This is a genomic window from Aquabacter sp. (assembly GCF_965279295.1).
Lineage (GTDB): Bacteria > Pseudomonadota > Alphaproteobacteria > Rhizobiales > Xanthobacteraceae > Aquabacter.
Genome location: NZ_CBDIHQ010000018.1, coordinates 300,432 through 322,661 on the forward strand (window position 1 = coordinate 300,432; position 22,230 = coordinate 322,661).

At 63.5% G+C, this 22,230-nt stretch carries 20 protein-coding genes; 13 read left to right on the forward strand and 7 right to left on the reverse strand.

Annotation, left to right across the window (positions count from 1 at the left end):
• Positions 1-246 precede the first annotated feature (246 nt).
• The 5 genes from ADADO0_RS19295 (at position 247) to ADADO0_RS19315 (ending at position 5,684) form a co-directional block, all read left to right on the forward strand.
• On the forward strand, positions 247-1,290 hold the full coding sequence (locus tag ADADO0_RS19295) for a sensor domain-containing diguanylate cyclase (protein WP_511306827.1): 1,044 nt from the start codon (positions 247-249) through the stop codon (positions 1,288-1,290).
• Between the two features lie 131 nt (positions 1,291-1,421).
• Positions 1,422-3,446 carry a DNA topoisomerase IV subunit B gene (parE, locus tag ADADO0_RS19300; RefSeq protein ID WP_511306828.1) on the forward strand — a complete coding sequence of 675 codons (2,025 nt, stop codon included), beginning with the start codon at positions 1,422-1,424 and terminating at the stop codon, positions 3,444-3,446.
• Between the two features lie 294 nt (positions 3,447-3,740).
• On the forward strand, positions 3,741-4,724 hold the full coding sequence (locus ADADO0_RS19305; RefSeq protein WP_511306829.1) for a Bug family tripartite tricarboxylate transporter substrate binding protein: 984 nt from the start codon (positions 3,741-3,743) through the stop codon (positions 4,722-4,724).
• Between the two features lie 62 nt (positions 4,725-4,786).
• Complete coding sequence (locus tag ADADO0_RS19310; RefSeq protein WP_511306830.1) at positions 4,787-5,209, forward strand: cupin domain-containing protein; 423 nt, start codon at positions 4,787-4,789, stop codon at positions 5,207-5,209.
• Between the two features lie 85 nt (positions 5,210-5,294).
• Positions 5,295-5,684: a cupin domain-containing protein gene (locus ADADO0_RS19315; RefSeq protein ID WP_511306831.1), complete on the forward strand. Its 390-nt coding sequence runs from the start codon at positions 5,295-5,297 to the stop codon at positions 5,682-5,684.
• A 47-nt stretch (positions 5,685-5,731) separates the two neighbouring features.
• Here ADADO0_RS19315 and ADADO0_RS19320 read toward each other — a convergent pair whose 3' ends face one another.
• Positions 5,732-6,676 (reverse strand): LysR family transcriptional regulator, encoded by a 945-nt coding sequence (locus tag ADADO0_RS19320; RefSeq protein WP_511306832.1) that lies wholly within the window; start codon positions 6,674-6,676, stop codon positions 5,732-5,734.
• Positions 6,677-6,942: 266 nt separating this feature from the next.
• Here ADADO0_RS19320 and ADADO0_RS19325 point away from each other — a divergent pair, with 266 nt between their 5' ends.
• The 7 genes from ADADO0_RS19325 to lexA all read left to right on the forward strand — a co-directional run bounded on the left by ADADO0_RS19325 (position 6,943) and on the right by lexA (position 12,410).
• The gene (locus tag ADADO0_RS19325; protein WP_511306833.1) at positions 6,943-7,542 is read left to right on the forward strand and encodes an anthranilate synthase component II; all 600 of its coding nucleotides are present in this window, start codon (positions 6,943-6,945) and stop codon (positions 7,540-7,542) included.
• A gap of 2 nt (positions 7,543-7,544) precedes the next feature.
• On the forward strand, positions 7,545-8,567 hold the full coding sequence (gene trpD / locus ADADO0_RS19330; RefSeq protein WP_511306834.1) for an anthranilate phosphoribosyltransferase: 1,023 nt from the start codon (positions 7,545-7,547) through the stop codon (positions 8,565-8,567).
• Entirely contained in the window at positions 8,564-9,355 is a 792-nt protein-coding gene (gene trpC, locus ADADO0_RS19335) for an indole-3-glycerol phosphate synthase TrpC (RefSeq protein ID WP_511306835.1), read from the forward strand. Before trpD ends, trpC begins: the two co-directional genes overlap by 4 nt.
• 97 nt (positions 9,356-9,452) lie before the next feature.
• Positions 9,453-9,869, forward strand: coding sequence for a DUF2147 domain-containing protein (locus tag ADADO0_RS19340; protein WP_511306836.1), 417 nt, complete (start codon positions 9,453-9,455; stop codon positions 9,867-9,869).
• 2 nt (positions 9,870-9,871) lie between these two features.
• Positions 9,872-10,351: a cyclic pyranopterin monophosphate synthase MoaC gene (gene moaC / locus ADADO0_RS19345; RefSeq protein ID WP_511306837.1), complete on the forward strand. Its 480-nt coding sequence runs from the start codon at positions 9,872-9,874 to the stop codon at positions 10,349-10,351.
• A 6-nt stretch (positions 10,352-10,357) separates the two neighbouring features.
• Positions 10,358-11,569, forward strand: a complete 1,212-nt coding sequence (locus ADADO0_RS19350) for a molybdopterin molybdotransferase MoeA (protein ID WP_511306838.1) — start codon at positions 10,358-10,360, stop codon at positions 11,567-11,569.
• 136 nt (positions 11,570-11,705) lie between these two features.
• Positions 11,706-12,410 carry a transcriptional repressor LexA gene (gene lexA, locus ADADO0_RS19355; protein WP_511306839.1) on the forward strand — a complete coding sequence of 235 codons (705 nt, stop codon included), beginning with the start codon at positions 11,706-11,708 and terminating at the stop codon, positions 12,408-12,410.
• A gap of 100 nt (positions 12,411-12,510) precedes the next feature.
• On the opposite strand, the gene ADADO0_RS19360 is transcribed toward lexA, so the two are convergent.
• From ADADO0_RS19360 to ssb, 6 genes are all read right to left on the reverse strand, one after another.
• Entirely contained in the window at positions 12,511-12,969 is a 459-nt protein-coding gene (locus ADADO0_RS19360) for a peptidylprolyl isomerase (RefSeq protein WP_511306840.1), read from the reverse strand.
• 50 nt (positions 12,970-13,019) lie between these two features.
• Positions 13,020-13,595, reverse strand: coding sequence for a peptidylprolyl isomerase (locus ADADO0_RS19365; protein ID WP_511306841.1), 576 nt, complete (start codon positions 13,593-13,595; stop codon positions 13,020-13,022).
• A gap of 64 nt (positions 13,596-13,659) precedes the next feature.
• On the reverse strand, positions 13,660-14,187 hold the full coding sequence (gene coaD, locus ADADO0_RS19370) for a pantetheine-phosphate adenylyltransferase (RefSeq protein ID WP_511306842.1): 528 nt from the start codon (positions 14,185-14,187) through the stop codon (positions 13,660-13,662).
• A 67-nt stretch (positions 14,188-14,254) separates the two neighbouring features.
• Positions 14,255-14,866: a LysE family translocator gene (locus ADADO0_RS19375; protein WP_511306843.1), complete on the reverse strand. Its 612-nt coding sequence runs from the start codon at positions 14,864-14,866 to the stop codon at positions 14,255-14,257.
• The gene (gene gyrA, locus ADADO0_RS19380; RefSeq protein WP_511306844.1) at positions 14,863-17,640 is read right to left on the reverse strand and encodes a DNA gyrase subunit A; all 2,778 of its coding nucleotides are present in this window, start codon (positions 17,638-17,640) and stop codon (positions 14,863-14,865) included. Before gyrA ends, ADADO0_RS19375 begins: the two co-directional genes overlap by 4 nt.
• A gap of 606 nt (positions 17,641-18,246) precedes the next feature.
• Complete coding sequence (ssb, locus tag ADADO0_RS19385) at positions 18,247-18,792, reverse strand: single-stranded DNA-binding protein (protein WP_511306845.1); 546 nt, start codon at positions 18,790-18,792, stop codon at positions 18,247-18,249.
• 388 nt (positions 18,793-19,180) lie between these two features.
• On the opposite strand from ssb, the gene uvrA reads away from it, so the two are divergent.
• Positions 19,181-22,159: an excinuclease ABC subunit UvrA gene (gene uvrA / locus ADADO0_RS19390; protein WP_511306846.1), complete on the forward strand. Its 2,979-nt coding sequence runs from the start codon at positions 19,181-19,183 to the stop codon at positions 22,157-22,159.
• Positions 22,160-22,230 lie beyond the last annotated feature (71 nt).

Genomic DNA, 22,230 nt, shown 5'->3' on the forward strand with positions numbered 1-22,230 from the left:
TCTCCTGCCCGACCTTCTGCCGCCCGGCGCGCGGGACCGCCCCGAAACACGCAGCGCAGCGAAACTGCGGATCACAAAACAGCTATATAAGGGCGAAGGTCTGTACACCCATCCCATGTCGGGCAAAAGACGGAACTCTATTCCCACTGCGCCCCGCCGCCCTCGCCGCCAGGCTTCCGAAATCGACCGACACTCCTTAAGCTTGAGTACCTGCGAATTCTCGATACGCGAAACGGACCCTCAATGATGGATCAGCACGGCCTGCGCGATTTCTTCCTCGCGAAGATTTCCGAAAGCCTTTCGTCCGCGCGCACGGTCGAAGAGGTCACGCGGCCGCTGCTGGAACTGCTGGAATTCGTTACCGGGCTTGAAAGCACCTATCTGACGCGCATCGACCTGGCCGCTGGCATTCAGAACATCGTCTATTCCCGCAACACCAAGACGCTGCAGATCCCCGAGGGGCTATCGGTGCCCTGGGGCGATACGCTGTGCAAACGGGCCATGGACGAGGGCCGGGTCTATACCGACAACGTCGCGGAGTGCTGGGGGGATTCGGATGCCGCGCGGGCCCTTGGCATCCAGACCTATGCCAGCACGCCGGTCTATCTTGAAGGAAACGCGCTCTACGGCACGCTCTGCGCCGCCAGTTCGGAACAGAAGCCCATGCCGAGCGAGGGCAAGGAAGTCCTCACTCTGTTTTCCGCTCTTATCGGTCAGCAGATCCAGCGCGAGCACCTCCTGAGCGAACTTCAGGAGGCCAATGCCAAGCTGGAAGCCATTTCTTTCACAGACGCGCTCACCGGTCTGCCGAACCGGCGCTTCGTGCTTGACGAACTCCAGCGCCTCGTCGCAATGGCGGGCCGGACCGGCCAAAGGGTGCTGGTGGCCTTTATCGACCTTGATGGCTTTAAGGGCATCAACGATGCCTACGGGCACGAAGCTGGCGACGTGTTCCTGATCGAGGTCGGCAAGCGCCTCTCCGCCGGTCTGCGGGCCAGCGACGTGCTTGGCCGGCTGGGTGGGGACGAATTCGTGGTGGTGGGGCTGACCTCTCCCGCCGAAAAGGGCGAGGTCGCGCCCGCCGAGGCTGCGCAACATCGCCTCGCCCCGCTCCTCAAAGGCACCTTCAACCTCGGCGTCGCCACCATTGAGTATCCGGGCGCAAGCTTTGGCGTCATCGATGCCGATCCTGGGGAAGGGTCCGCCGAGGACATGCTGCGCCGCGCGGATGCGCTGATGTATGCCAACAAGCAGGCCCGGCGCGCTGCGCTGGGGCTTAAAGCGCGCTGATCAGCGGCGGCGAAGGCTTGCCGCCGGCGCGTGCCGCAACGACGTGATTCCAAACTTCGGCGAGAAGCCCCATATGTGGAGGGGCGACGCTCTGCGTTGACCCGACCGATTCGCGAGACCAATCCGCTTCCATGTCCGATCCCGACGATCTCTTCTCCAGTCCTCCCCCAGCCCGCGGCCGCAAAGCTGCCGTGCCGGTCGTTCCACAAATGGCGAACGATTATACCGCCGCGCATATCGAGGTGTTGGAGGGGCTGGAGCCGGTGCGCCGGCGGCCGGGCATGTATATCGGCGGCACTGACGCCAAGGCGCTGCACCATCTGTTCGCCGAGGTGATCGACAATTCCATGGACGAGGCGGTGGCCGGGCATGCCACCTTCATCGAAGTTCAGCTGTCCACGGATGGCTCGATCACCGTGACCGACAACGGGCGTGGCATTCCCGTGGAGGCCCACCCGAAATTCCCGAAGAAATCCACCGTCGAAGTCATCATGACGACGCTTCATGCGGGCGGAAAGTTCGACAGCAAGGTCTATGAGACGTCCGGCGGACTGCACGGTGTCGGCGTTTCGGTGGTGAATGCGCTCTCCGACCACCTGGAAGTGGAGGTGGCGCGCAACCAGACGCTTTACCGCCAGAATTTTTCCAAGGGTCACCCCGTGGACAAGCTGAAGGAGGTCGGCCGCGCGCCCAACAGGCGTGGCACGCGCATCCGCTTCCATCCCGACCCGGAAATCTTCGGCCCCACCGCCCGCTTCGAGCCAGCGCGCGTGTTCCGTATGGCGCGCTCGAAAGCCTATCTTTTCGGCGGTGTGGAAATCCGCTGGTCGTGCGACCCGCAATTGCTGGTCGGCGTCACCGGCGTGCCGGAGAAAATGACCTTCCGCTTTCCGGGCGGTCTGCGCGACTACCTCGCCGCCGACCTGGAGGGGCAGACCTTGGTGCACGGAGATCTTTTCTCCGGCCGCATTCAGAAGACCGGCGGCCATGGTTCGGTGGAATGGGCGGTGGCCTGGATCGCCGACGGTGATGGCGGCATATCCTCCTATTGCAATACCATCCCGACCCCGGACGGCGGCACCCATGAGAACGGCCTGCGGCTGATGCTGCTGAAGGGCCTGAAGGATCACGCCGAGCGCACCGGCCAGGGCAAGCGCGGAGCGGTGCTGATCGGCGACGATATTGCCGCCGGCTGCGCGGCCATGCTCTCCGTGTTCGTGCGCGAGCCGGAGTTCCAGGGCCAGACCAAGGATCGTCTCGCCACGAGCGAAGCGTCGCGCATTGTCGAGCAGGCGCTGCGCGACCCATTCGACCACTGGCTTGCGGCCAATCCTGTCCAGGCCATGCGCTTGCTCGATCATGTGATCGACCGCGCCGAGGAACGCCTGCGCCGCAAACAGGAGAAGGAAATCTCCAGGAAGACCGCAGTGCGCAAGCTGCGCCTGCCTGGCAAGCTCGCCGACTGCTCGAACACCGAGGCGGCGGGTTCAGAAATCTTCATCGTCGAGGGCGACTCGGCCGGCGGGTCCGCCAAGCAGGCACGCGACCGCAAGACCCAAGCGGTGCTGCCGCTGCGCGGCAAGATTCTCAATGTCGCCAGCGCGGGGCGGGACAAGCTGGCCCAGAACCAGCAATTGTCCGACCTGATGCAGGCGCTTGGCTGCGGCACCCTCTCCCATTATCGGGAGGCGGACCTGCGCTACGAGAAGGTGGTCATCATGACCGATGCCGACGTGGATGGGGCGCACATTGCCTCCCTCCTCGTCACCTTCTTCTATCGCCAGACCCCCAAGCTGATCGATGAAGGCCATCTGTTCCTGGCAGTGCCGCCGCTCTACCGCATCACGCAGGGCGCCAAGACGCTCTATGCGCGCGATGATGCCCACAAGGACCAACTCCTAAAAAAGGAGTTCAACGGGCGCGGCAAGGTGGATATTGGCCGCTTCAAGGGCCTCGGCGAGATGATGCCGGCGCAGTTGAAGGAAACCACCATGAACCCACAGACGCGCATGATGCTGCGGGTCACGATAGAAGCCGCCGCCGTGGCCGCTACCGCCGACGTTGTCGAGCGCCTGATGGGCAACAAGCCGGAAGCCCGCTTCGCCTTCATCTCCGAGCGCGCGGCGTTCGCGGATGACGAATTGCTGGATATCTGAGCCGCCGCACGGCGCTCCAAGTCTTCTGCATTCAGCTTTTTTGCAGTGCAGCACTCGCGCCCGCAGCGGGAGTTTTCGGCGTTCGTGCGCAGTCGCAGCATAAGGGTGCGTGATTGGCTGGCACACAAAATATAATTGGCGCTTACCACGGCGCGACCATAGGGTAATTGCGAAATACAAACGAGAATTCAGAACGCCTATTCTCTTATTTATCAAAAGATAAATCAGTATTTATGCGCACAATGAGACGCATAAACATCAAAATCATAAGACAAAAAATAAAAGGGGAGTGAAATGAAGATAAGAACGCGCCTTTTGGCGATTGCGGCCCTGTCTTTGGCGATGACCGGTCTTGGACACGCCGAAAAATACCCCGACCGCCTTGTGACAATCGTCGTGCCCTATGCCCCGGGCGGCGCTACGGACATCGTCGCGCGGACACTGGCTGACCAGTTGGGCAAGATGTTCAACCAGAGCTTCATCGTTTCCAACAAACCCGGCGCATTCGGGATGACCGGGATGCAGGAGATCGTCCGGCAGAAGGCCGACGGCTACAACCTGTTTGTTGGCAACGTCTCGACCAACGGGATCACGCCGGTCCTCTTCTCGAAGAAGATGCCGTTCAAATATGACGAGTCCATGCAGCTTGTGACCAAGCTGGCCGAAATCCCCGGCGTTCTTGTTGCGACGACGGTGAATTTCGAGCCCAAGACGGTTGCCGAACTGATCGACTACGCCAAGAAGAACCCCGGAAAGCTGAATTACGCCAGCCCCGGCATTGGCAGCTACCCCCATTACGATACGGAAATTTTCGACCGCGCCGCGGGCATCGACGTGCTGCACATCCCCCTGAAGGGCGGCGCCTCGGAAATGGTGACGAGCTTGATCTCGGGCGAGACCCAATACGGCTTCGTCAACGTGGCCACCGCCGAAAGCATGATGAAGGCCGGCCGCTTGCGCGGGCTGGCGGTCGTGGCGCCCGAGCGGCTGAAGACGCTGCCGAATATCCCGACCATGGCCGAAGCGGGCTTCCCGAACGTCGGTACCATGCAATGGCAGGCGCTCTACGTCCGTGCCGGCACACCGCAGGCCATCGTCGATACCCTGTTCAAGGCTGCGGGCGACGTCATGCGCTCGGAGCAGACCGCCCGCACGCTGGAGCCGGCAGGCGTCATCATCTCCACCTCCTCTTCGCCCAAGCAGGCGCAGGAGTGGCAGGAATCCGAGTTCGCGAAATGGCGGACCATCACCACCCAGGTCAAGGTCGAGCTGGACTGACGGCGACTGCCTGACCGCCCCCGCGACACCCGTATTATTTCTCAGAAAAAATGGAGATCAGTATGAACACGATGACTGCTGCAAAGCCTGAAGGAGCGGCACGTACGCCCGGCGCTCACCGCGCTCAAAAAGGCGAATATGTCTTCGACATGCACAAGGTGAATGAGATCATGGGTGGCCCGGCCTATTCGCCGGTCTATGGCGGCTGCGTCGAGGGCGAGCGGATGATCGTCGCCCTGATGCGGGCACCGGCGGGCAAAATGGGCGAACCCCATTCTCATCCCAACGAACAGTGGATCTTCGTGCTCGAAGGCGAATTTGAAATCCGCCTCGACGGCCAGACCCACAAGTGCGGCGCGGGCAATGTGATCTACATCCCTGCCAACACCATCCATCAGGGTGGCGCCACCGCAGGCCAGGACGCGATGTTCTTCACCTGCAAGGACGCCTCGCACGGCCTCCATGGGATCAAGCACGTCTCCTGACGCCCCGGCGGGATTGATAACAACGGCGGGCCCGCGAACGCGTGGCCCGCCGACATTGCATTCACAGATATGAAGGGAACGACCGGTGGCTTTCTACAATATGGACAGCATGGAGAAGTCCGAGGATACGCTCGGCCCCAGCAAAGGCATGGTCGCAGGCGAACTGATCAAGATCGGCATTGTTGTCTATGAGGTCGGCGAAGGCCCGGACCCGCACTTCCACCCCAATGAGGAGCAGTTCATCCTCATGCTGAAGGGGAAGGTCAACTTTCTCCTGGGCGACGAGACCCGGCAGATGTCCTACGGGGACATCGTCCACATTCCGCGCGGCACCGAACATGGCTTGAAGGTTCTGGAAGGGCCGTGCGTCTTCTTTGCCTGCAAGAGCCCGGTGGGCGACGGCAAGCTGAGCCAGGACTACAACCCGGTCAACGATGTGGCGGCGCTCAAGAGCCGGCTCGGCGCTCTCGGCTAGGGTTAAGCCCCGATATCTGGTCGGTCCGCAGCCGTGCGAGAAATGCCTCAGCGGTTGCGGTTCGTTCCGGTTTCGAACACGCCGTCCCAGATCGAGTTGATGCGCTCCGTCTCAAGCTTCAGAAGGTCCGAAAATGCTTCTGCAGCGGCACTCAGTGAGCTTTTGACGGGAGAAATCACCACCTGCTCGGTGAACAGAGGGGGATCGCATAGCGGGTTCACCGTGAAGCGATCCTGATTGTTCAGCGGCGTGAACATGACGCCGGGCAATATGGTCTGCCAGTTGCCGTAGAGCACCATGTCCAGCGTGCCCAGGGTGGCATCCAGTTCAACCAACCGCTCGATCCTTGCGCCGGAAGAGACGAAATATGTGTCCAGTGTGGTCCGGCGGGTATTCTTCGCCTGGGGGACCACCATCTTGAGAGGCCCCAAATCGCGCAGCCGCACCGGGACCAGGGGTTCAAGGGGCGACGATTTCGAGGACACCAGAACTTCCGGCGTCCGCATGAAGCTGCGCACCCGCAGGCCCGTTGGGCAGTCGAACGCCGGCACGACCGCGAAATCCACCTCGCCTGCCTGCGCCTGCTCCCTCAGCACGGCGCTTTCCGCCTCGTGGACGCGCACCACGATGTTCGGGTTCGAGTCCAGGAAGCGGGACAAGGCCGGTGCGAGCGCCCGGCGGCTCAGGGTCGGCATCAGACCGATCTTGATCTCGCCGACCAGCCCCCCGCCGTAGCTTCCGAGGATCGCATTGGCCTCCTCGTGCACGCGCAGAATTTCCAGGCACTTGCGATAATAGCCGTCCCCCGCTGGCGTGGGGCTGACGCTGGATGTTCCGCGCGAGAACAACAGCACACCGGATGTCTCCTCAAGCCGGCGAATATGCTGAGAAACACCGGATTGGGTCGCATTTTCCCGCCGCGCCGCAGCGGTGAAGGAGCGTTCCTCATAGGCGGCGACGAACAGGCGGATGCCGCGCAGGCTGTCGGACAAATTCCTCTCCCTGTCATGCCTCTCGCTGCCCTGCCCGCTTCGGCGGCACGACTTCAGCAGCATGACCCGCAGCAAACCTACATGGGGCACGCCCACACGGGCAATGTGCGCATTCGCCTTGATGAGAAGCCTTGCTGCGGGCGCGGCGACACCCCAAGCTTGCCGCACCGTTCCGGAAGGATTAAGTCGAAGCGCGGCCTGCGAGGGGAATGCGCGGCCGCATCGCCCGGAGACGCCGGGTCCGGGGCCGAGATGCTGGAGCCAAGATGACCGCCGTCACGCTGATCGATAATTACGACAGCTTCACCTACAATCTCTGGCACTATCTCGGAGAGCTTGGCGCGACCGTGACCGTGCATCGCAATGATGCGCGCGACGTAGAGGCGATTCTGGCCGAGAAGCCGGATGCTCTGGTGATCTCCCCCGGTCCCTGCACGCCCAGCGAAGCTGGCATCTGCCTCGATTTGATTGCCCGCGCCAGCGCCGACGTGCCGCTGTTCGGCGTGTGCCTGGGACATCAGGCGATCGGCCAGGTGTTCGGCGGCGAGGTGGTGCGCGCGCCGATTCCCATGCACGGCAAGATGTCCGAGATTCACCACGGGGGCCGTTCGGTGTTCCGGGGGCTCAACCACGCCTTCCAGGCGACACGCTATCATTCGCTGATCGTTGAGCGCAGCACCTTCCCCGATGTGCTCGAAGTGACCGCGCATACCGACGACGGGCTGGTGATGGGCCTCGCCCACCGCACGCTGCCGGTGCATGGCGTCCAATTCCACCCGGAAAGCATCGCCTCCGAGAACGGTCACGCGCTGCTGCGCAACTTCCTGGAGATCGCAACCGCCTTCAACCAGAGCCGGAGGGGATAGGAATGGAGCAGTTTCGCCCCCTCCTCTCCAAGGTCGCCACCGGCGAAGCGCTGACCCGCGAGGAATCCGCTTACGTTTTCGACGTGATGATGTCGGGCGATGCCACACCCTCGCAGATGGGCGCGCTGCTCATGGGCCTGCGGGTGCGCGGCGAGACGGTGGAGGAGATCACCGGCGCCGTTTCCGTCATGCGCGCCAAGATGCTGCCTGTGGAGGCCCCGGACGGGTCGGTCGACGTGGTCGGCACGGGCGGGGATGCCTCGGGCTCCTACAACATCTCCACCTGCGCCGCCTTCATCGTGGCGGGTGCCGGCGTTCCGGTGGCGAAGCACGGTAATCGGGCTTTGTCGTCTAAATCCGGCGCGGCGGACGTGCTCGCGGCTTTGGGCGTGCGCATCGATCTCACGCCCGCCGGCATCTCTCGCTGCCTCGCTGAAGCCGGCATCGGCTTCATGTTTGCCCCCGCGCACCACCCTGCGATGAAGCATGTGGGGCCGACCCGCGTGGAATTGGGCACCCGCACAATTTTCAATCTACTCGGCCCGCTCTCGAACCCCGCCGGCGTGAAACGCCAGATGGTGGGGGTTTATTCCAAGGCGTGGCTGGCACCCCTGGCGGAAGTGCTCAAGGCGCTCGGCTCCGAGCGCGCCTGGGTGGTGCACGGCTCAGATGGGCTGGATGAGATCACCATATCAGGCCCGACCGATGTCGCGTCTCTGGAGGACGGGCAAATCCGCATCTTCGAGATCGCCCCCGAGCTTGTTGGCCTGAACCAAGCCGAGCCGGGGGCGCTGAAGGGCGGGGATGCCGCCCACAATGCCCTCGCGCTGCGCGCAGTGTTGGACGGAGAGCCCGGCGCCTATCGCGACGTCGCAGTGTTCAACGCAGGCGCCGCCCTGCTGATTTCCGGCCGGGCGTCGGACCTCGCAGAAGGGGTCGGCATGGCGACCACCAGCCTCGATACCGGCTCAGCCCGCGCGCGGCTGGAAACCCTCATCCACGTTTCAGAGAAGGTCGCGCCATGAGCGACATCCTCACCCGCATCGAGGCCTATAAGCGCCAGGAAATCGCCGCCGCCAAATCGGCGCGGCCGCTCGCCGAAGTGGAAGCCGCCGCCCGCGCCGCATCGCCCGTGAGGCCGTTCGCTGGCGCGTTGCGTGCGGCTCTGGCCGCCGGCCGGACCGGGCTGATTGCCGAGGTGAAGAAGGCCAGCCCCTCCAAGGGCCTGATCCGCGCGGATTTCGACCCGCCCGCGCTCGCCCGCGCCTATGAAGCGGGTGGGGCCGTATGCCTTTCGGTGCTAACCGACGGCCCCTCGTTCCAGGGCGCACCCGAGTTCCTCACCGCGGCGCGCGCGGCGACGAACCTGCCGGCCCTTCGCAAGGACTTCATGCACGACACCTACCAGGTGGCGGAAGCGCGCGCCTGGGGTGCCGACTGCATCCTGGTCATCATGGCCGCCGTGGACGACGCGCTGGCGGCGGATCTTCTGGCATCCGCTGCCGATTGGGGCATGGACGCCATCGTCGAGGTGCATGACGACGCCGAGTTGGACCGGGCGCTCGCGCTGCCCTGCACACTGGTCGGCATCAACAACCGCAATCTGCGCACCTTCGAGACGACGCTCACCACCAGCGAGCGCCTGGCACCGCGCGTGCCGGCAGACCGCATGTGCATCGGCGAGAGCGGCATCTTTACGCCAGCCGACGTGGCACGGCTCGCGGCTGTCGACATCCGCACCATCCTCGTCGGTGAAAGCCTGATGCGGCAGACTGACGTTACGGCGGCGACGCGCACCTTGTTGGCAGCGTAGGGCTGAGGCCCTGCCCGCTTTCGGCAGCGGAAGGGCTCTGCCATAGTGCCGCCGCGACGCCGGGAGGCGAATCCCGGCGCGATTTGGGAGACTGGTGATGCGCAGGACGGCCTTGGTGGCAGCAATTCTCTCAACAGTCGCGGTGCCCGCTTTCGCGGCGGATGTCACCGGCACTTGGCGCACCCCGGACCATCAGGGTGTCGTGCAGGTGACGGCCTGCGGCAGTTCGGTGTGCGGCCGCCTCGTCACCACCGACGACATCGCGGCCAATCCCAATCTCGCCGATTCCAAGAATGCCGACCCCGCACAGCGCAGCCGCCTGCTGAAAAATATGCTGTTCCTCGAAGGCTTCACCGGCAGTGGGGGCAATTGGACCGGCGGCAAAATCTACAATCCCGAGGATGGCAAGACTTACAGCGCCACCCTGACGCTGGACGGCGACAACACGTTGAAGGTCAGAGGCTGTTTAGTTTTCCCGCTGTGCGAGACGCAGACCTGGACCCGCGCGAAATAGCCATGGCGACCCTGACCCATCTCGACGCCTCCGGCGCCGCCCGCATGGTGGATGTCTCCGACAAGGAGATCACCGCCCGCGAGGCGCTGGCCGAGGGACGCGTCGAGATGGCGGCGGCAACGCTTGATCTGATCCTCTTCGGGAATGCCAAGAAGGGCGATGTTCTGGGCGTTGCGCGCATCGCCGGCATCATGGCCGCCAAGCGCACCCATGACCTCATCCCCCTGTGCCACCCCCTGATGTTGACGAAGGTGGAGGTGGAGATTGCTCCCGACGCCGCCCTGCCCGGCCTGCGCGTTAGCGCCCGCGTGCGCACCAGCGGACAAACCGGCGTGGAGATGGAAGCCCTGACGGCGGTTTCCGTCGCGTGCCTCACCATCTACGACATGGCGAAAGCGGCGGACCGGAGCATGCATATCGAAGGCATACGCCTTCTGGAGAAATCCGGCGGACGTTCGGGCCATTGGGTTGTGGAAGGCTAGGCGACTATGGCTCTCATGCCTGTCGACGATGCCATGGCGCTGACCCTGGCGGATGTCATCCCCCTCCCCGTCGAGTTCGTGCCCATCGCGCACGCCCACGGCAGGATTCTTGCCGAGGACCTTGCCGCGCGCCGCAGTCAGCCCGCCGCCGACATGTCGGCCATGGACGGCTATGCCCTCGCGGGTGCTGACATCACGACCCTTCCCGCGACGCTGAAGGTGATCGGCGAATCTGCGGCCGGCCGACCCTTTTCAGGCCGCATCAGGCGGGGCGAGGCAACACGCATCTTCACCGGTGCACTTGTGCCTGATCGCGCGGACACGGTGGTGATCCAAGAGAACACGACCCGCACCGGCGACCTTATGATGGTGACGGAGCCGACCGCCCACGGACGCCATATCCGCAAGGCGGGCTTCGACTTCAGCGCCGGCCAAGTGGTGCTTCAGGCAGGCCGCCGCCTGGATGGCGCCGCCGTCATGCTCGCCGCTGCTGCCAATCATGCCGAGGTGCCGGTTCGTCGCCGCCCGCGCGTGGGTATTCTCCAGACCGGAGATGAGTTGGTGCGCCCAGGCGCAGCCTCGGGGGCCCCCGAGGAGGTTGTCGTCTCGAACGTCTACGGCATCGCCGCCCTTGCTCGCGCCGCCGGCGCGGAGGTCGAGGACCTTGGCCTTGTGGGCGACACGATGGAGGCGACCCGCGCCGCCGTGCGCGCCGCTGCCGAAGGCGGCTTTGACCTGCTGGTTACCTCGGGTGGTGCTTCGGTGGGCGAACACGACCTGATGGCGCCGGCATTGCGCGAGGAAGGTGTCGCACTCGCTATCCACAAGATCGCCCTTCGTCCCGGCAAGCCGCTGATGTTCGGGCGGAAGGATGCGATGCGCGTGCTGGGCCTGCCGGGCAATCCCGTATCGTCCTATGTCTGTTCGATACTGTTTCTCGTGCCACTGCTGAAAGCGCTTCAGGGCGCCACGCCCGGCCCCTTACGCTTCGCCGCGCAACTTGGCCTGGACGTAAAGCCAAATGATGGGCGGCGAGACTACGTGCGCGCCCAAAGCGTGATCTCGGACACCGGCGCACGAATCGTGACCCCCCTGCCGGTGCAGGATTCCTCTATGATCTCGGCACTCGCCGCCGCCGACTGCCTGCTGATTCGCGAAGCAAATGCCCCCGCCGCCGAAGCCGGAACGACGTGCGAAGCCATATCATTGCTGGCCTAAGCCTGCGTTTACGGCATGTTCATGCTTGCGGAACACAAAAGGAACAGGTAAACCGTGTTCCTGATTTGTTTCGCATCCTTGTGGCGTTCCACAACGGCGCAAAACACCGGGAATGCCTGAAGGAACGGGGCGGGCCATGCTCACACGCAAGCAATACGATCTCCTGCGCTTCATCCACGAGCGCCTGAAAGAGACCGGCGTGCCGCCCTCGTTCGACGAGATGAAGGAGGCGCTGGACCTGCGCTCCAAGTCCGGTATTCACCGCCTCATCACGGCCCTAGAAGAGCGCGGCTTCATCCGCCGTTTGCCCAACCGCGCACGCGCCCTGGAGGTCGTTCGCCTTCCAGATAGTGTGGCCCCTGGCCTTGCTTCGACACGCGGGCGCGGTTTCTCCCCCAGCGTCATCGAGGGAAGCCTCGGGCGGGTTCGCCCCGTCGTCGAAGACGAAGAGGCTCCCCAGACAGTGGCGGTGCCTGTTATGGGCCGCATCGCTGCTGGAACGCCCATCTCCGCCATTCAGAGCCGCAGCCACACGTTGAATTTGCCCGCGGAGATGCTGGGCTCAGGCGAGCATTATGCTCTAGAGGTGCGCGGCGACAGCATGATCGAGGCCGGCATCCTCGACGGCGACACGGTTCTGATCCGCAAATGCGATACGGCCGACACCGGCGACATCGTGGTTGCGCTGGTGGACGATGAAGAAGCCACCCTGAAGCGGCTGCGCAAGAAGGGCGCCTCGATCGCCCTGGAAGCCGCCAATCCAACCTACGAAACACGCATCTTCGGCCCCGACCGCGTCCGCATCCAGGGCCGCCTCATCGGGCTCATGCGGCGATATTGAGGGGCATCCTCTGCGCCCTTATTGACCTTCTATCGACGCCAGAAACGAAAACGCCCGGGCCAATGGCCCGGGCGTTGACGCATTTGCCTCAAGAAAACCCTCAGGCGTCTTTTGCCTGAAGCTTCGCGGAGACGATCTTGTCGGGCTCGCGCACCGGCTCGCCGCGCTTGATCTTGTCGACATTGTCCATGCCCGAGATCACCTCGCCCCACACGGTGTACTGGCCGTCGAGGAAACGGGAATCGCCGAAGCAGATGAAGAACTGGCTGTCGCCCGAATCAGGGCTCGAAGCGCGGGCCATGGAGACCGTGCCACGGACGTGGGGCTGCTTGTTGAATTCGGCCTTCAGCTTCTTGCCCGAGCCGCCCATGCCGGTGCCGGTGGGATCACCGGTCTGGGCCATGAAGCCGTCGATCACCCGGTGGAACGGGGTGCCGTTGTAGAAGCCTTCCGACACCAGTTCCTTGATGCGGGCGACATGGCCCGGCGCGAGGTCCGGCCGCAGCCCGATGACGACATCGCCCTTGGTGGTTTCGAGAACGATCACTTCTTCAGCCATGGGGCTGCTCCTTTGCTGGGAGGGGAATGGGATGACGCGACAATGGCGGCTTATTTCACGTCGGCCGCGACCTGCATCTTCAGAATACGGTCGGGATTGGCCACGCTGCCGTTCTGAGCCTGAGAGCCCTTCTTGATCTTGTCCACGAACTGCATTCCGGACACCACTTCACCAACAACAGTGTACTGGCCGTTGAGGAAGGGCGCTGCGTCGAGGCAGATGAAGAATTGCGAATTGGCGCTGTCGGGCGAGGACGAGCGGGCCATGCCCAAGGTGCCGCGCTTGAACGGGGTGGAGGTGAATTCCGCCGGCACGTTCGGATATTTCGAGCCGCCCGTGCCGTTCCCGAACTGACCGTCGCCCGTCTGAGCCATGAAGCCGTCGATGACGCGGTGGAATGGCACGTTGTTATAGAAGCCCTCGCGGGTCAGCAGCTTCAGCCGTTCCACATGCTTGGGGGCGAGATCTGGGCGCAACTGAATCACCACGCGGCCGTAGGTGGTATCGAGGAACAGCGTGTTCTCAGGGTCCGTCTTGCCCTGGGCGGCTGCCGGCAATGCGGCGGCGAGCATGAGCGCGAAGGCGATCACGAGGCCGCCGGAGATCCGGCCGAGGACACTGCGCATGAAGCTCTCCTTGGGATGCCGCGCCTGTGGCGCGGTCATGCTGGTTTGGGGCGTTGCCCGCCTGTCAGGCAGGTCCGCCCTTGGGAAATTTCACTTTCAGGCGGCTGAGCACCGCCGGCGGGACAAATGCCGAGACATCGCCGCCCATGGCCGCGATTTGCCGTACCAAGGTGGCGGTGATGGGGCGCACAGCGGGCGAGGCCGGCAGGAACACGGTCTGAATAGCCGGCGCAAGCGTTCCGTTCATGCCCGCCATCTGCATTTCATAATCAAGGTCGGTGCCGTCGCGCAGGCCCCGGATCAACAGTCCTGCACCGATCTTAAGCGCCACATCGACCACCAGATTATCGAATGTGATGACCTCGAGTGTCGTGCCGGCCTCCGCCGCCAGGGGTCCACAGACCTCCTCCAGCATCTCAAGCCGTTCGGCAGGCGAGAAAACCGGCGCCTTGCCCGGATGGATTCCCACCGCCAGCACCAGGCGATCCGCAAGGCGGCACGCGGAACGCACCACGTCCAGATGCCCGTTGGTGGGCGGGTCGAATGACCCGGCATAGATGGCGGTGCGGGGAGTGTGGACGACGGCGCTCATGGGGCGGAAGCGTTAGCCCGCCTCGCGCGCCCGCGCAATGGGGACATCCCTGAACCGGCGAGGTTCATCAGCGCCGGCCCGCCGCCAGCAGAACCAAAGCGCCGCCCATCAATATCCCCGCTGAAACCCGATCCGCCATGCGGGCGAAACGCCCTGCCACAGCCACTCGCAGGCGGTCGGCCGCGAGCGCCCAGATCACGTCGCCCACCAAGGCGATCGCCGCAAAGATCGCGGCCAGAAGCGCGATCTGCCCCCCTGGATGGGCCAGATCAGTGACGAATTGCGGAAGAAACGCCGCGTGAAACAACAGGGTTTTGGGATTGGCGAAAGCGACCGCCAGGCCGCGGGCGAACGCTGTTCGTCCCGAGGGCGTAGGTGCCTGGACATCCGCACCTGCACTGCGCCACTGAAGTACCGCAAGCCAGGCGAGATAGCCCGCTCCGAAATAGCGCACGAGATCAAAATGCCGGGCAAACAACTCCACCAGCCAAGCAAGACCTGCCGCCACCACAACGAGCTGAAGCACGAGGCCGACATTGACACCAGCCGCCGTGAGCAGGCCGGCACGCCGGCCGTGCTTGAGGCTGGTGCCGACGATGAGGGCCACGTTCGGCCCCGGCGTCGCCCCGAGAGCGAGGCAGGCCAGGACGAAGAGAACGAGGCTCTCGGCGGAGATCACGCCGCACCGTCCCCTTCGTCGGGCGCGACGTCACCCTCGATGGCGGTGTCGCCTTCTTCCTCGGGGATATGCTCCACCGAGACCACATGCTCGCCTTCGGCGGTGTCGAACACGATGACACCCTGGCTCGCGCGACCGACGATGCGAATGCCCTTCACCGGGCAGCGGATGAGCTGGCCCCCGTCCGTCACCAGCATGATCTGGTCTTGGTCCTCCACCGGGAAGGAAGCAGCGAGCCGGCCGTTTCGCTCGTTCACGGCCATGGCGACGATGCCTTTGCCGCCGCGGCCGGTGACACGATACTCATAAGACGACGTACGCTTGCCGTAGCCGTTCTCCGACAGAGTCAGGATGAACTGCTCCGCAGCGCCCATTTGGGCGTAACGCTCCTCCGGCAAGCCGGTGTCGAGCGCAACAGGCTCCTCGGCATCCACATCCGCAACAACTGGCTCCTCGCCCGCCTCGCCACTTACGCCGATGCTGCGCCGCACCGCGCCTGCCAGACGCAGGTAGGCGGCGCGCTCCTCGGCCGTGGCGTCGAGGTGTCGGATGATCGCCATAGAGATGGTGCGATCATCCTTCTCCAGCCGAATGCCACGTACACCCACCGAATCGCGGCCTTTGAACACCCGCACTTCGGTGACCGGGAAGCGGATACACGCACCGTCTGCCGTGGTGAGCAGGATATCGTCGTCTTCGGTGCAAAGCTGGACTGAGGCGATGGCGTCGCCGTCCTCCAGCTTCATCGCGATCTTGCCGTTGCGGTTCACTTGGGCAAAATCGGCGAGCGCGTTGCGCCGCACAGTGCCGCCGGTGGTGGCGAACATGATCTGCACGCGGCCTTCTTCGTTCGCCTCCTCCGGCAAGGGGACGATCGACGTGATCCTCTCGTCAGCCTCAAGCGGCAGGATATTGATGAGCGCCTTGCCGCGCGCCTGGGGGGCAGCGGCCGGCAGACGCCACACCTTGAGCTTGTAGACCTTGCCCTTGGAGGAGAAAAACAGCACCGGCGCGTGGGTCGACGCCACAAAGAGGCGGGTGACGAAATCCTCGTCCCGCGTGCTCATGCCGGAGCGACCCTTGCCGCCGCGCCGCTGGGCGCGATAGGCCGACAGGGGAACGCGCTTGACGTAGCCGGCATGCGAGACAGTCACGACCATCTCTTCGCGCTGGATGAGGTCCTCATCCTCCAGATCACCGAAGCCCTCGACGATCTCGGACTTCCGGGGGGTGCCGAACTCCTCCTTGATTGCCCGCATCTCCGAGCGCGCGATCTCCTGGATTCGTGCACGACTGGCCAGAATATCCAGATAGTCCGCAATCTCGGCAGCGAGCTTGTCGAGTTCCTCGGCGATCTCGTCGCGGCCAATGGCGGTGAGGCGCTGGAGCCGCAGGTCGAGGATCGCTCGAGCCTGCTCATTGGAGAGTCTATAGGTGTCGTCTTCGGCCAAGGTGTGCCGCGGGTCGGCGATCAGGGTGATCAGCGGCGCCATATCCTTAGCCGGCCAAGAACGCGCCATAAGAGCGTCGCGTGCGGTCGCGGGATCGGGAGATGTCCGAATTAAGCGAATAACTTCATCGATATTAGCGACGGCGATCGCCAGGCCCACCAAGACGTGCGCCCGGTCGCGGGCCTTCTGCAGAAGGAACTTTATTCGCCGGCTTATGACCTCCTCGCGAAACGCGATGAAGGCCGTCAGCATGTCGTGCAGCGTCATGATGGACGGCTTTCCACCGGACAGCGCCACCATGTTGGCACCGAACGAGGACTGCAGCGGGGTCATCCGATAGAGGTTGTTTAGAACCACATCCGCCTGGGAATCACGCTTGATCTCGATCACGACACGCATGCCGTCGCGGTCGGACTCGTCGCGGATTTCCGAGATACCCTCCAGGCGCTTGTCGCGCACCAGCTCCGCGATCTTCTCGATCATCGTCGCTTTGTTCACCTGATACGGAATCTCGGTGATGATGAGGGCTTCACGCTCCTTGCGGATCGCCTCGATCGTCACCCGCGCCCGCACCATGATCGAGCCGCGCCCGGTCATCAGCGCCTGGCGAATGCCGGAACGGCCGAGAATAAGCCCCCCGGTGGGGAAGTCCGGCCCCTGGACGATATCCAGCAAAGCCTCCGGCTCCATCTCAGGGTCATCGATGAGCGCCAAAGCCCCATCGATCACTTCGCCGAGATTGTGCGGGGGAATATTGGTGGCCATGCCCACCGCAATGCCGCCCGCTCCATTCACCAGAAGGTTCGGAAACTGCGCCGGAAGAACCGTGGGCTCGCGCTCGCTGCCGTCGTAATTCTCTTGGAAGTCGACCGTGTTCTTGTCGAGATCGTCCAGCAAGGACTGGGTGATCTTCTCAAGGCGCACTTCGGTGTAACGCATGGCCGCTGGTGGATCACCGTCCACCGAGCCGAAATTGCCCTGGCCGTCCACCAGGGGCACGCGCATGGAGAATGTCTGCGCCATACGCACCAGGGCGTCGTAGACCGACTGGTCGCCGTGGGGATGATACTTACCGATGACGTCGCCAACCACGCGCGCCGACTTGCGATACGACCTGTTCCAGAGATAGCCGTTCTCGTGCATCGAGAAGAGAATGCGCCGATGCACCGGCTTGAGCCCGTCGCGCACATCCGGCAGCGCCCGCGAGACGATGACGCTCATGGCGTAATCGAGATACGAGCGGGACAGTTCGTCGGTGATGGATACGGGCCGGATCTCGGAAGGCAGGCCGCCCCCGGCGCCGGACGTGTCGTTTTCAGCCAAAACGCGTATCTTTCCCTATGAAAAGGCAGAGTTTCTTCTAGCCGATTCACCCATGGGGCGCCAGTGAAAGGCGCAAACGAACTTTTAATTTATACCATTTAAATCAACGACTTAACGGAACCCTGCTCGTGTGGACCCCTACTGCTGGGCTCGCGAGAGGAAAAAGATGCGGAAAAGCGCTTTATCGCCCCCGGAATCGAGAGTTCCGCCGCTGATCTTGTCTGCCTTCATGATCGGCCCCAACGCCGCAAACGGCGGTGACCCACGCGTATCGATGCAGGCGCCAGGTTGACCGACAATGGCGTGCCGCCGAAGGGGAACCCGGAGCATGAAAGTGGGCGCGCTCGTCCAGAGCGCCCGGAAAAGGCGGTCGCCGTCCACGCCAAAGCAAGGCAGATCAGCCGCCAAGGAAGATGATGCGGGTCGATACACCGTTCGGAAAAACACCCGAAGCGTACCAATATGTAACTTGGAGATGCCGCACATCCGGCACGTCAAAATAAATTTCGCCCGTTGCCTCCCCACGGAGGCAACGGGCGAAGGGCACGCAGAGCCTGAGGCTTCAACGAGAAGCCTGAATTTTATTCGCTTCCGAGGCAGGCGAAATCAGAAAGGGATTTCGTCGTCCATGTCGTCAGAAGGGCGACTGGCCGGCGCAGGGCGTCGCGCGGGTGCACCGCCCCCTCCCGCAAAGCCACCACCACCACCACCACCGCCACCACCACCACCACTCATGGGGCTCGATGAGCCAAAGTCCGATCCGCCGCCGCCGCTATAATCGTCACCACCCTCGGAGCCGCCGCTGCGGCCATCAAGAAGCGTGAGTTCGCCACGGTAAGGCCGCAGCACCACCTCTGTGGTGTATTGCTCGCGGCCATCCTTCTCGTACTTGCGGGTTTCAAGCTGGCCTTCGATATAGACCTTGCTTCCCTTCTTCAGAAAACGCTCCACGACGCCGACCAGGTTTTCATTGAAAACCGTCACACGGTGCCATTCGGTGCGTTCCTTGCGCTCCCCAGATGCCTTGTCGCGCCAGGTCTCGGAGGTGGCAATGTTGAGATTGGCCACCCGCCCGCCGTTCTGGAAGGAGCGGATTTCCGGATCACGGCCCAGATTTCCGATCAGGATCACTTTGTTGACGCTGCCGGCCATCTTCGCCTCCATAGCTGTCCGCCCGCCAGCCAAGGGCGGCGACGGAATTTTGCACCCTACCCATCCCGCCCGGCGAAGCGAGGCCTCGAAAGGCCTTGTCCACCAAAAAGCATGAAAGGCGCACCAATCCTTAATGTTCCTATTATGTTCTAGCAAACCCATTTGCGTGATTCAAGCTACCGGTTTTTGCTTTTTTACTAGACCGGCTCATTGTTCTTGATATGTTCCCTACCGCATCGCACGCCGAGACCTAAATTGAGGTCATTGCCAGAAAGGCGCAGGACATTCGTGCCCCGGATCGTCTCCGACGATGCTTCGGGAACCCGGTGTTCGTGCCTCCAATGGTTTTCCCGCCCGTTGCAACCAGCCGCAGAGCCGATCTGACCTGATGAACGACCGATCAACCCCTCCCCGCGCCCGTCCCGATGCCGCCCCCCGGCGCGACGCCCGCGTCTTGTCCGTGCGCGGCGCGCGGGAGCACAATCTGAAGAATGTGGACCTGGAAATCCCGCGTGACAGCCTTGTGGTGTTCACTGGGCTCTCCGGCTCGGGGAAGTCTTCGCTCGCGTTCGATACCATCTACGCCGAGGGGCAGCGGCGCTATGTGGAGAGCCTTTCGGCCTATGCGCGCCAATTCCTTGAGATGATGCAGAAGCCGGACGTGGACCAGATTGACGGTCTCTCCCCGGCTATCTCCATCGAGCAGAAGACGACCTCCAAGAACCCGCGCTCGACAGTCGGCACCGTCACGGAGATCCACGACTACATGCGCCTTCTTTGGGCGCGCGCGGGTATTCCGTATTCCCCGGCCACCGGCCTGCCAATCGAGAGCCAGACGGTCTCCCAGATGGTGGACAAGGTGCTGGCGCTCCCCGAAGGCACCCGGCTCTATCTGTTGGGCCCCGCAGTGCGCGGCCGGAAGGGCGAATACCGCAAGGAACTGGCGGAATTCCTCAAGAAGGGGTTCCAGCGGGTCAAGATCGACGGCGTCTTTCACGAGATCGCCGAGGCACCGCCGCTCGACAAGAAGCTGAAGCACGACATCGACGTGGTGGTCGACCGCCTGGTGGTCCGGGCCGATCTGAAGACCCGCCTCGCTGACAGCTTCGAGACCGCGCTGGGCCTTGCCGACGGCATCGTGGTGGCCGAGTTCGCTGACGAGAAAGATGAGAACGGGGACGCCCGTCGCATCCTGTTTTCGGAGAAATTTGCCTGCCCGGTTTCCGGCTTCACGATCCCCGAGATCGAGCCGCGCCTGTTCTCGTTCAACAATCCCTTCGGCGCCTGCCCGGCCTGCGACGGTCTCGGGGTGGAGCAGACCATCGATGCCGAACTCGTGGTGCCCGACAAGTCGCGCTCGCTGAAGCAGGGCGCCATTGCCCCTTGGGCGAAGAGCACGTCGCCCTATTATGGGCAGACCCTGAACGCGCTCGCCAAGCACTATCATTTCAAGCTCACCGTGCCGTTCTCCGACCTGCCGGAGAAGGCGAAGGAGGTAATCCTCTACGGCTCAAGCGAGGAGACCATCACCTTTTCCTATGACGACGGCCTGCGTGCCTACGACACCACGAAGACCTTCGAGGGCATCGTGCGCAATCTCGACCGGCGTTGGAAAGAGACCGAAAGCGATTGGGCGCGGGAGGAGATCGGCAAATATTTCTCCACCGTTCCCTGCGCCGTCTGCCATGGCTACCGGCTGAAGCCGGAGGCCTTGGCGGTGAAGGTGGCGCACAAGCATATCGGCGAGGTGAGCGAACTCTCCGTGCGCGGTGCGTCCCAATGGTTCGAGGATTTGCCGGCGCATCTCTCACAGAAACAGACCGAGATCGCGGTCCGCATCCTCAAGGAAATCCGCGACCGCCTGCGCTTCCTGATGGATGTGGGGCTGGAATACCTGACCCTCGCCCGCGCCTCGGGCACCCTATCGGGCGGCGAGAGCCAGCGCATCCGCCTTGCCTCGCAGATCGGCTCGGGCCTTTCCGGCGTGCTCTATGTGCTGGACGAGCCCTCCATCGGCCTGCACCAGCGCGACAATGCGCGGCTGCTGGAGACGCTGAAGCGCCTGCGTGAGCTGGGCAATACGGTGATCGTGGTGGAGCACGACGAGGACGCCATCCTCGCCGCCGATTATGTGGTGGACGTGGGGCCGGGTGCCGGCATCCATGGCGGGCGCATCGTCGCCCAGGGCACGCCGGCCGAAATCATGGCCAATCCCAATTCGCTCACCGGCAAATATCTCACTGGCGCGATGTCAGTGGGCGTGCCGACACGGCGCAAGCCCGATCCGAAGCGGATGCTCAAGCTCACCGGCGCGCGCGGCAACAATCTGAAGAACGTGACCGCCGAAATTCCGCTTGGCCTGTTCACCTGCGTCACCGGGGTATCGGGCGGTGGCAAGTCCACCCTGCTCATCGACACACTCTACAAGGCGGTGGCGCGGCGGCTGAACAACGCCTCCGAAGCCCCTGCCCCGTTCGATAAGCTGGAAGGGCTCGAACACCTGGACAAGGTGATCGACATCGACCAATCCCCCATCGGCCGCACGCCGCGCTCGAACCCGGCGACCTATACCGGCGCCTTCACCCCCATTCGCGAGTGGTTCTCCGGCCTGCCGGAGGCGAAGGCGCGCGGCTATGGTGCGGGGCGCTTCTCGTTCAACGTGAAGGGCGGGCGCTGCGAGGCTTGTCAGGGCGATGGCGTCATCAAGATCGAGATGCACTTCCTGCCGGATGTCTACGTCACCTGCGATATCTGCAAGGGCAAGCGATACAATCGCGAGACCCTCGAGGTGACGTTCAAGGAAAAGTCGATCGCCGACGTGCTCGACATGACCGTGGATGAGGGCGTGGCCTTCTTCAAGGCCGTACCGAGCGTGCGCGACAAGCTGGAGACGCTGGCCCGCGTCGGGCTCGGCTACATCAAAGTGGGCCAGCAGGCGACGACGCTTTCCGGCGGCGAGGCGCAGCGGGTGAAGCTGGCCAAGGAACTGGCGAAGCGCGCCACCGGCCGCACACTCTATATATTAGACGAGCCCACCACCGGCCTGCACTTCCACGATGTGGCGAAGCTGCTTGAGGTGCTCCACGAACTGGTGAATCAGGGAAACAGCATGGCGGTGATCGAGCACAATCTCGAAGTCATCAAGACCGCCGACTGGGTGGTGGACCTCGGCCCGGAAGGCGGCGACGGGGGCGGCGAGATTGTCGCGGCGGGACCACCGGAAGTAATCGCCGCAAGCAAGAGATCCCACACCGGCGCCTTCCTCGCGGATGTCCTGGCCCGCCGGCCGATGCCGATTTCCAAAACCGCTGCCTCCAAGACCGCCGCCCCAAAGGCGGAGCGCAAGCGTCGAAGCGCGGCGGAATAGCGTCCGCGAGCATCTCGCCCCTGCGATATGCAGTTGCGAGATGGAAGGGATTTAAGGAATCATTAAAGCCG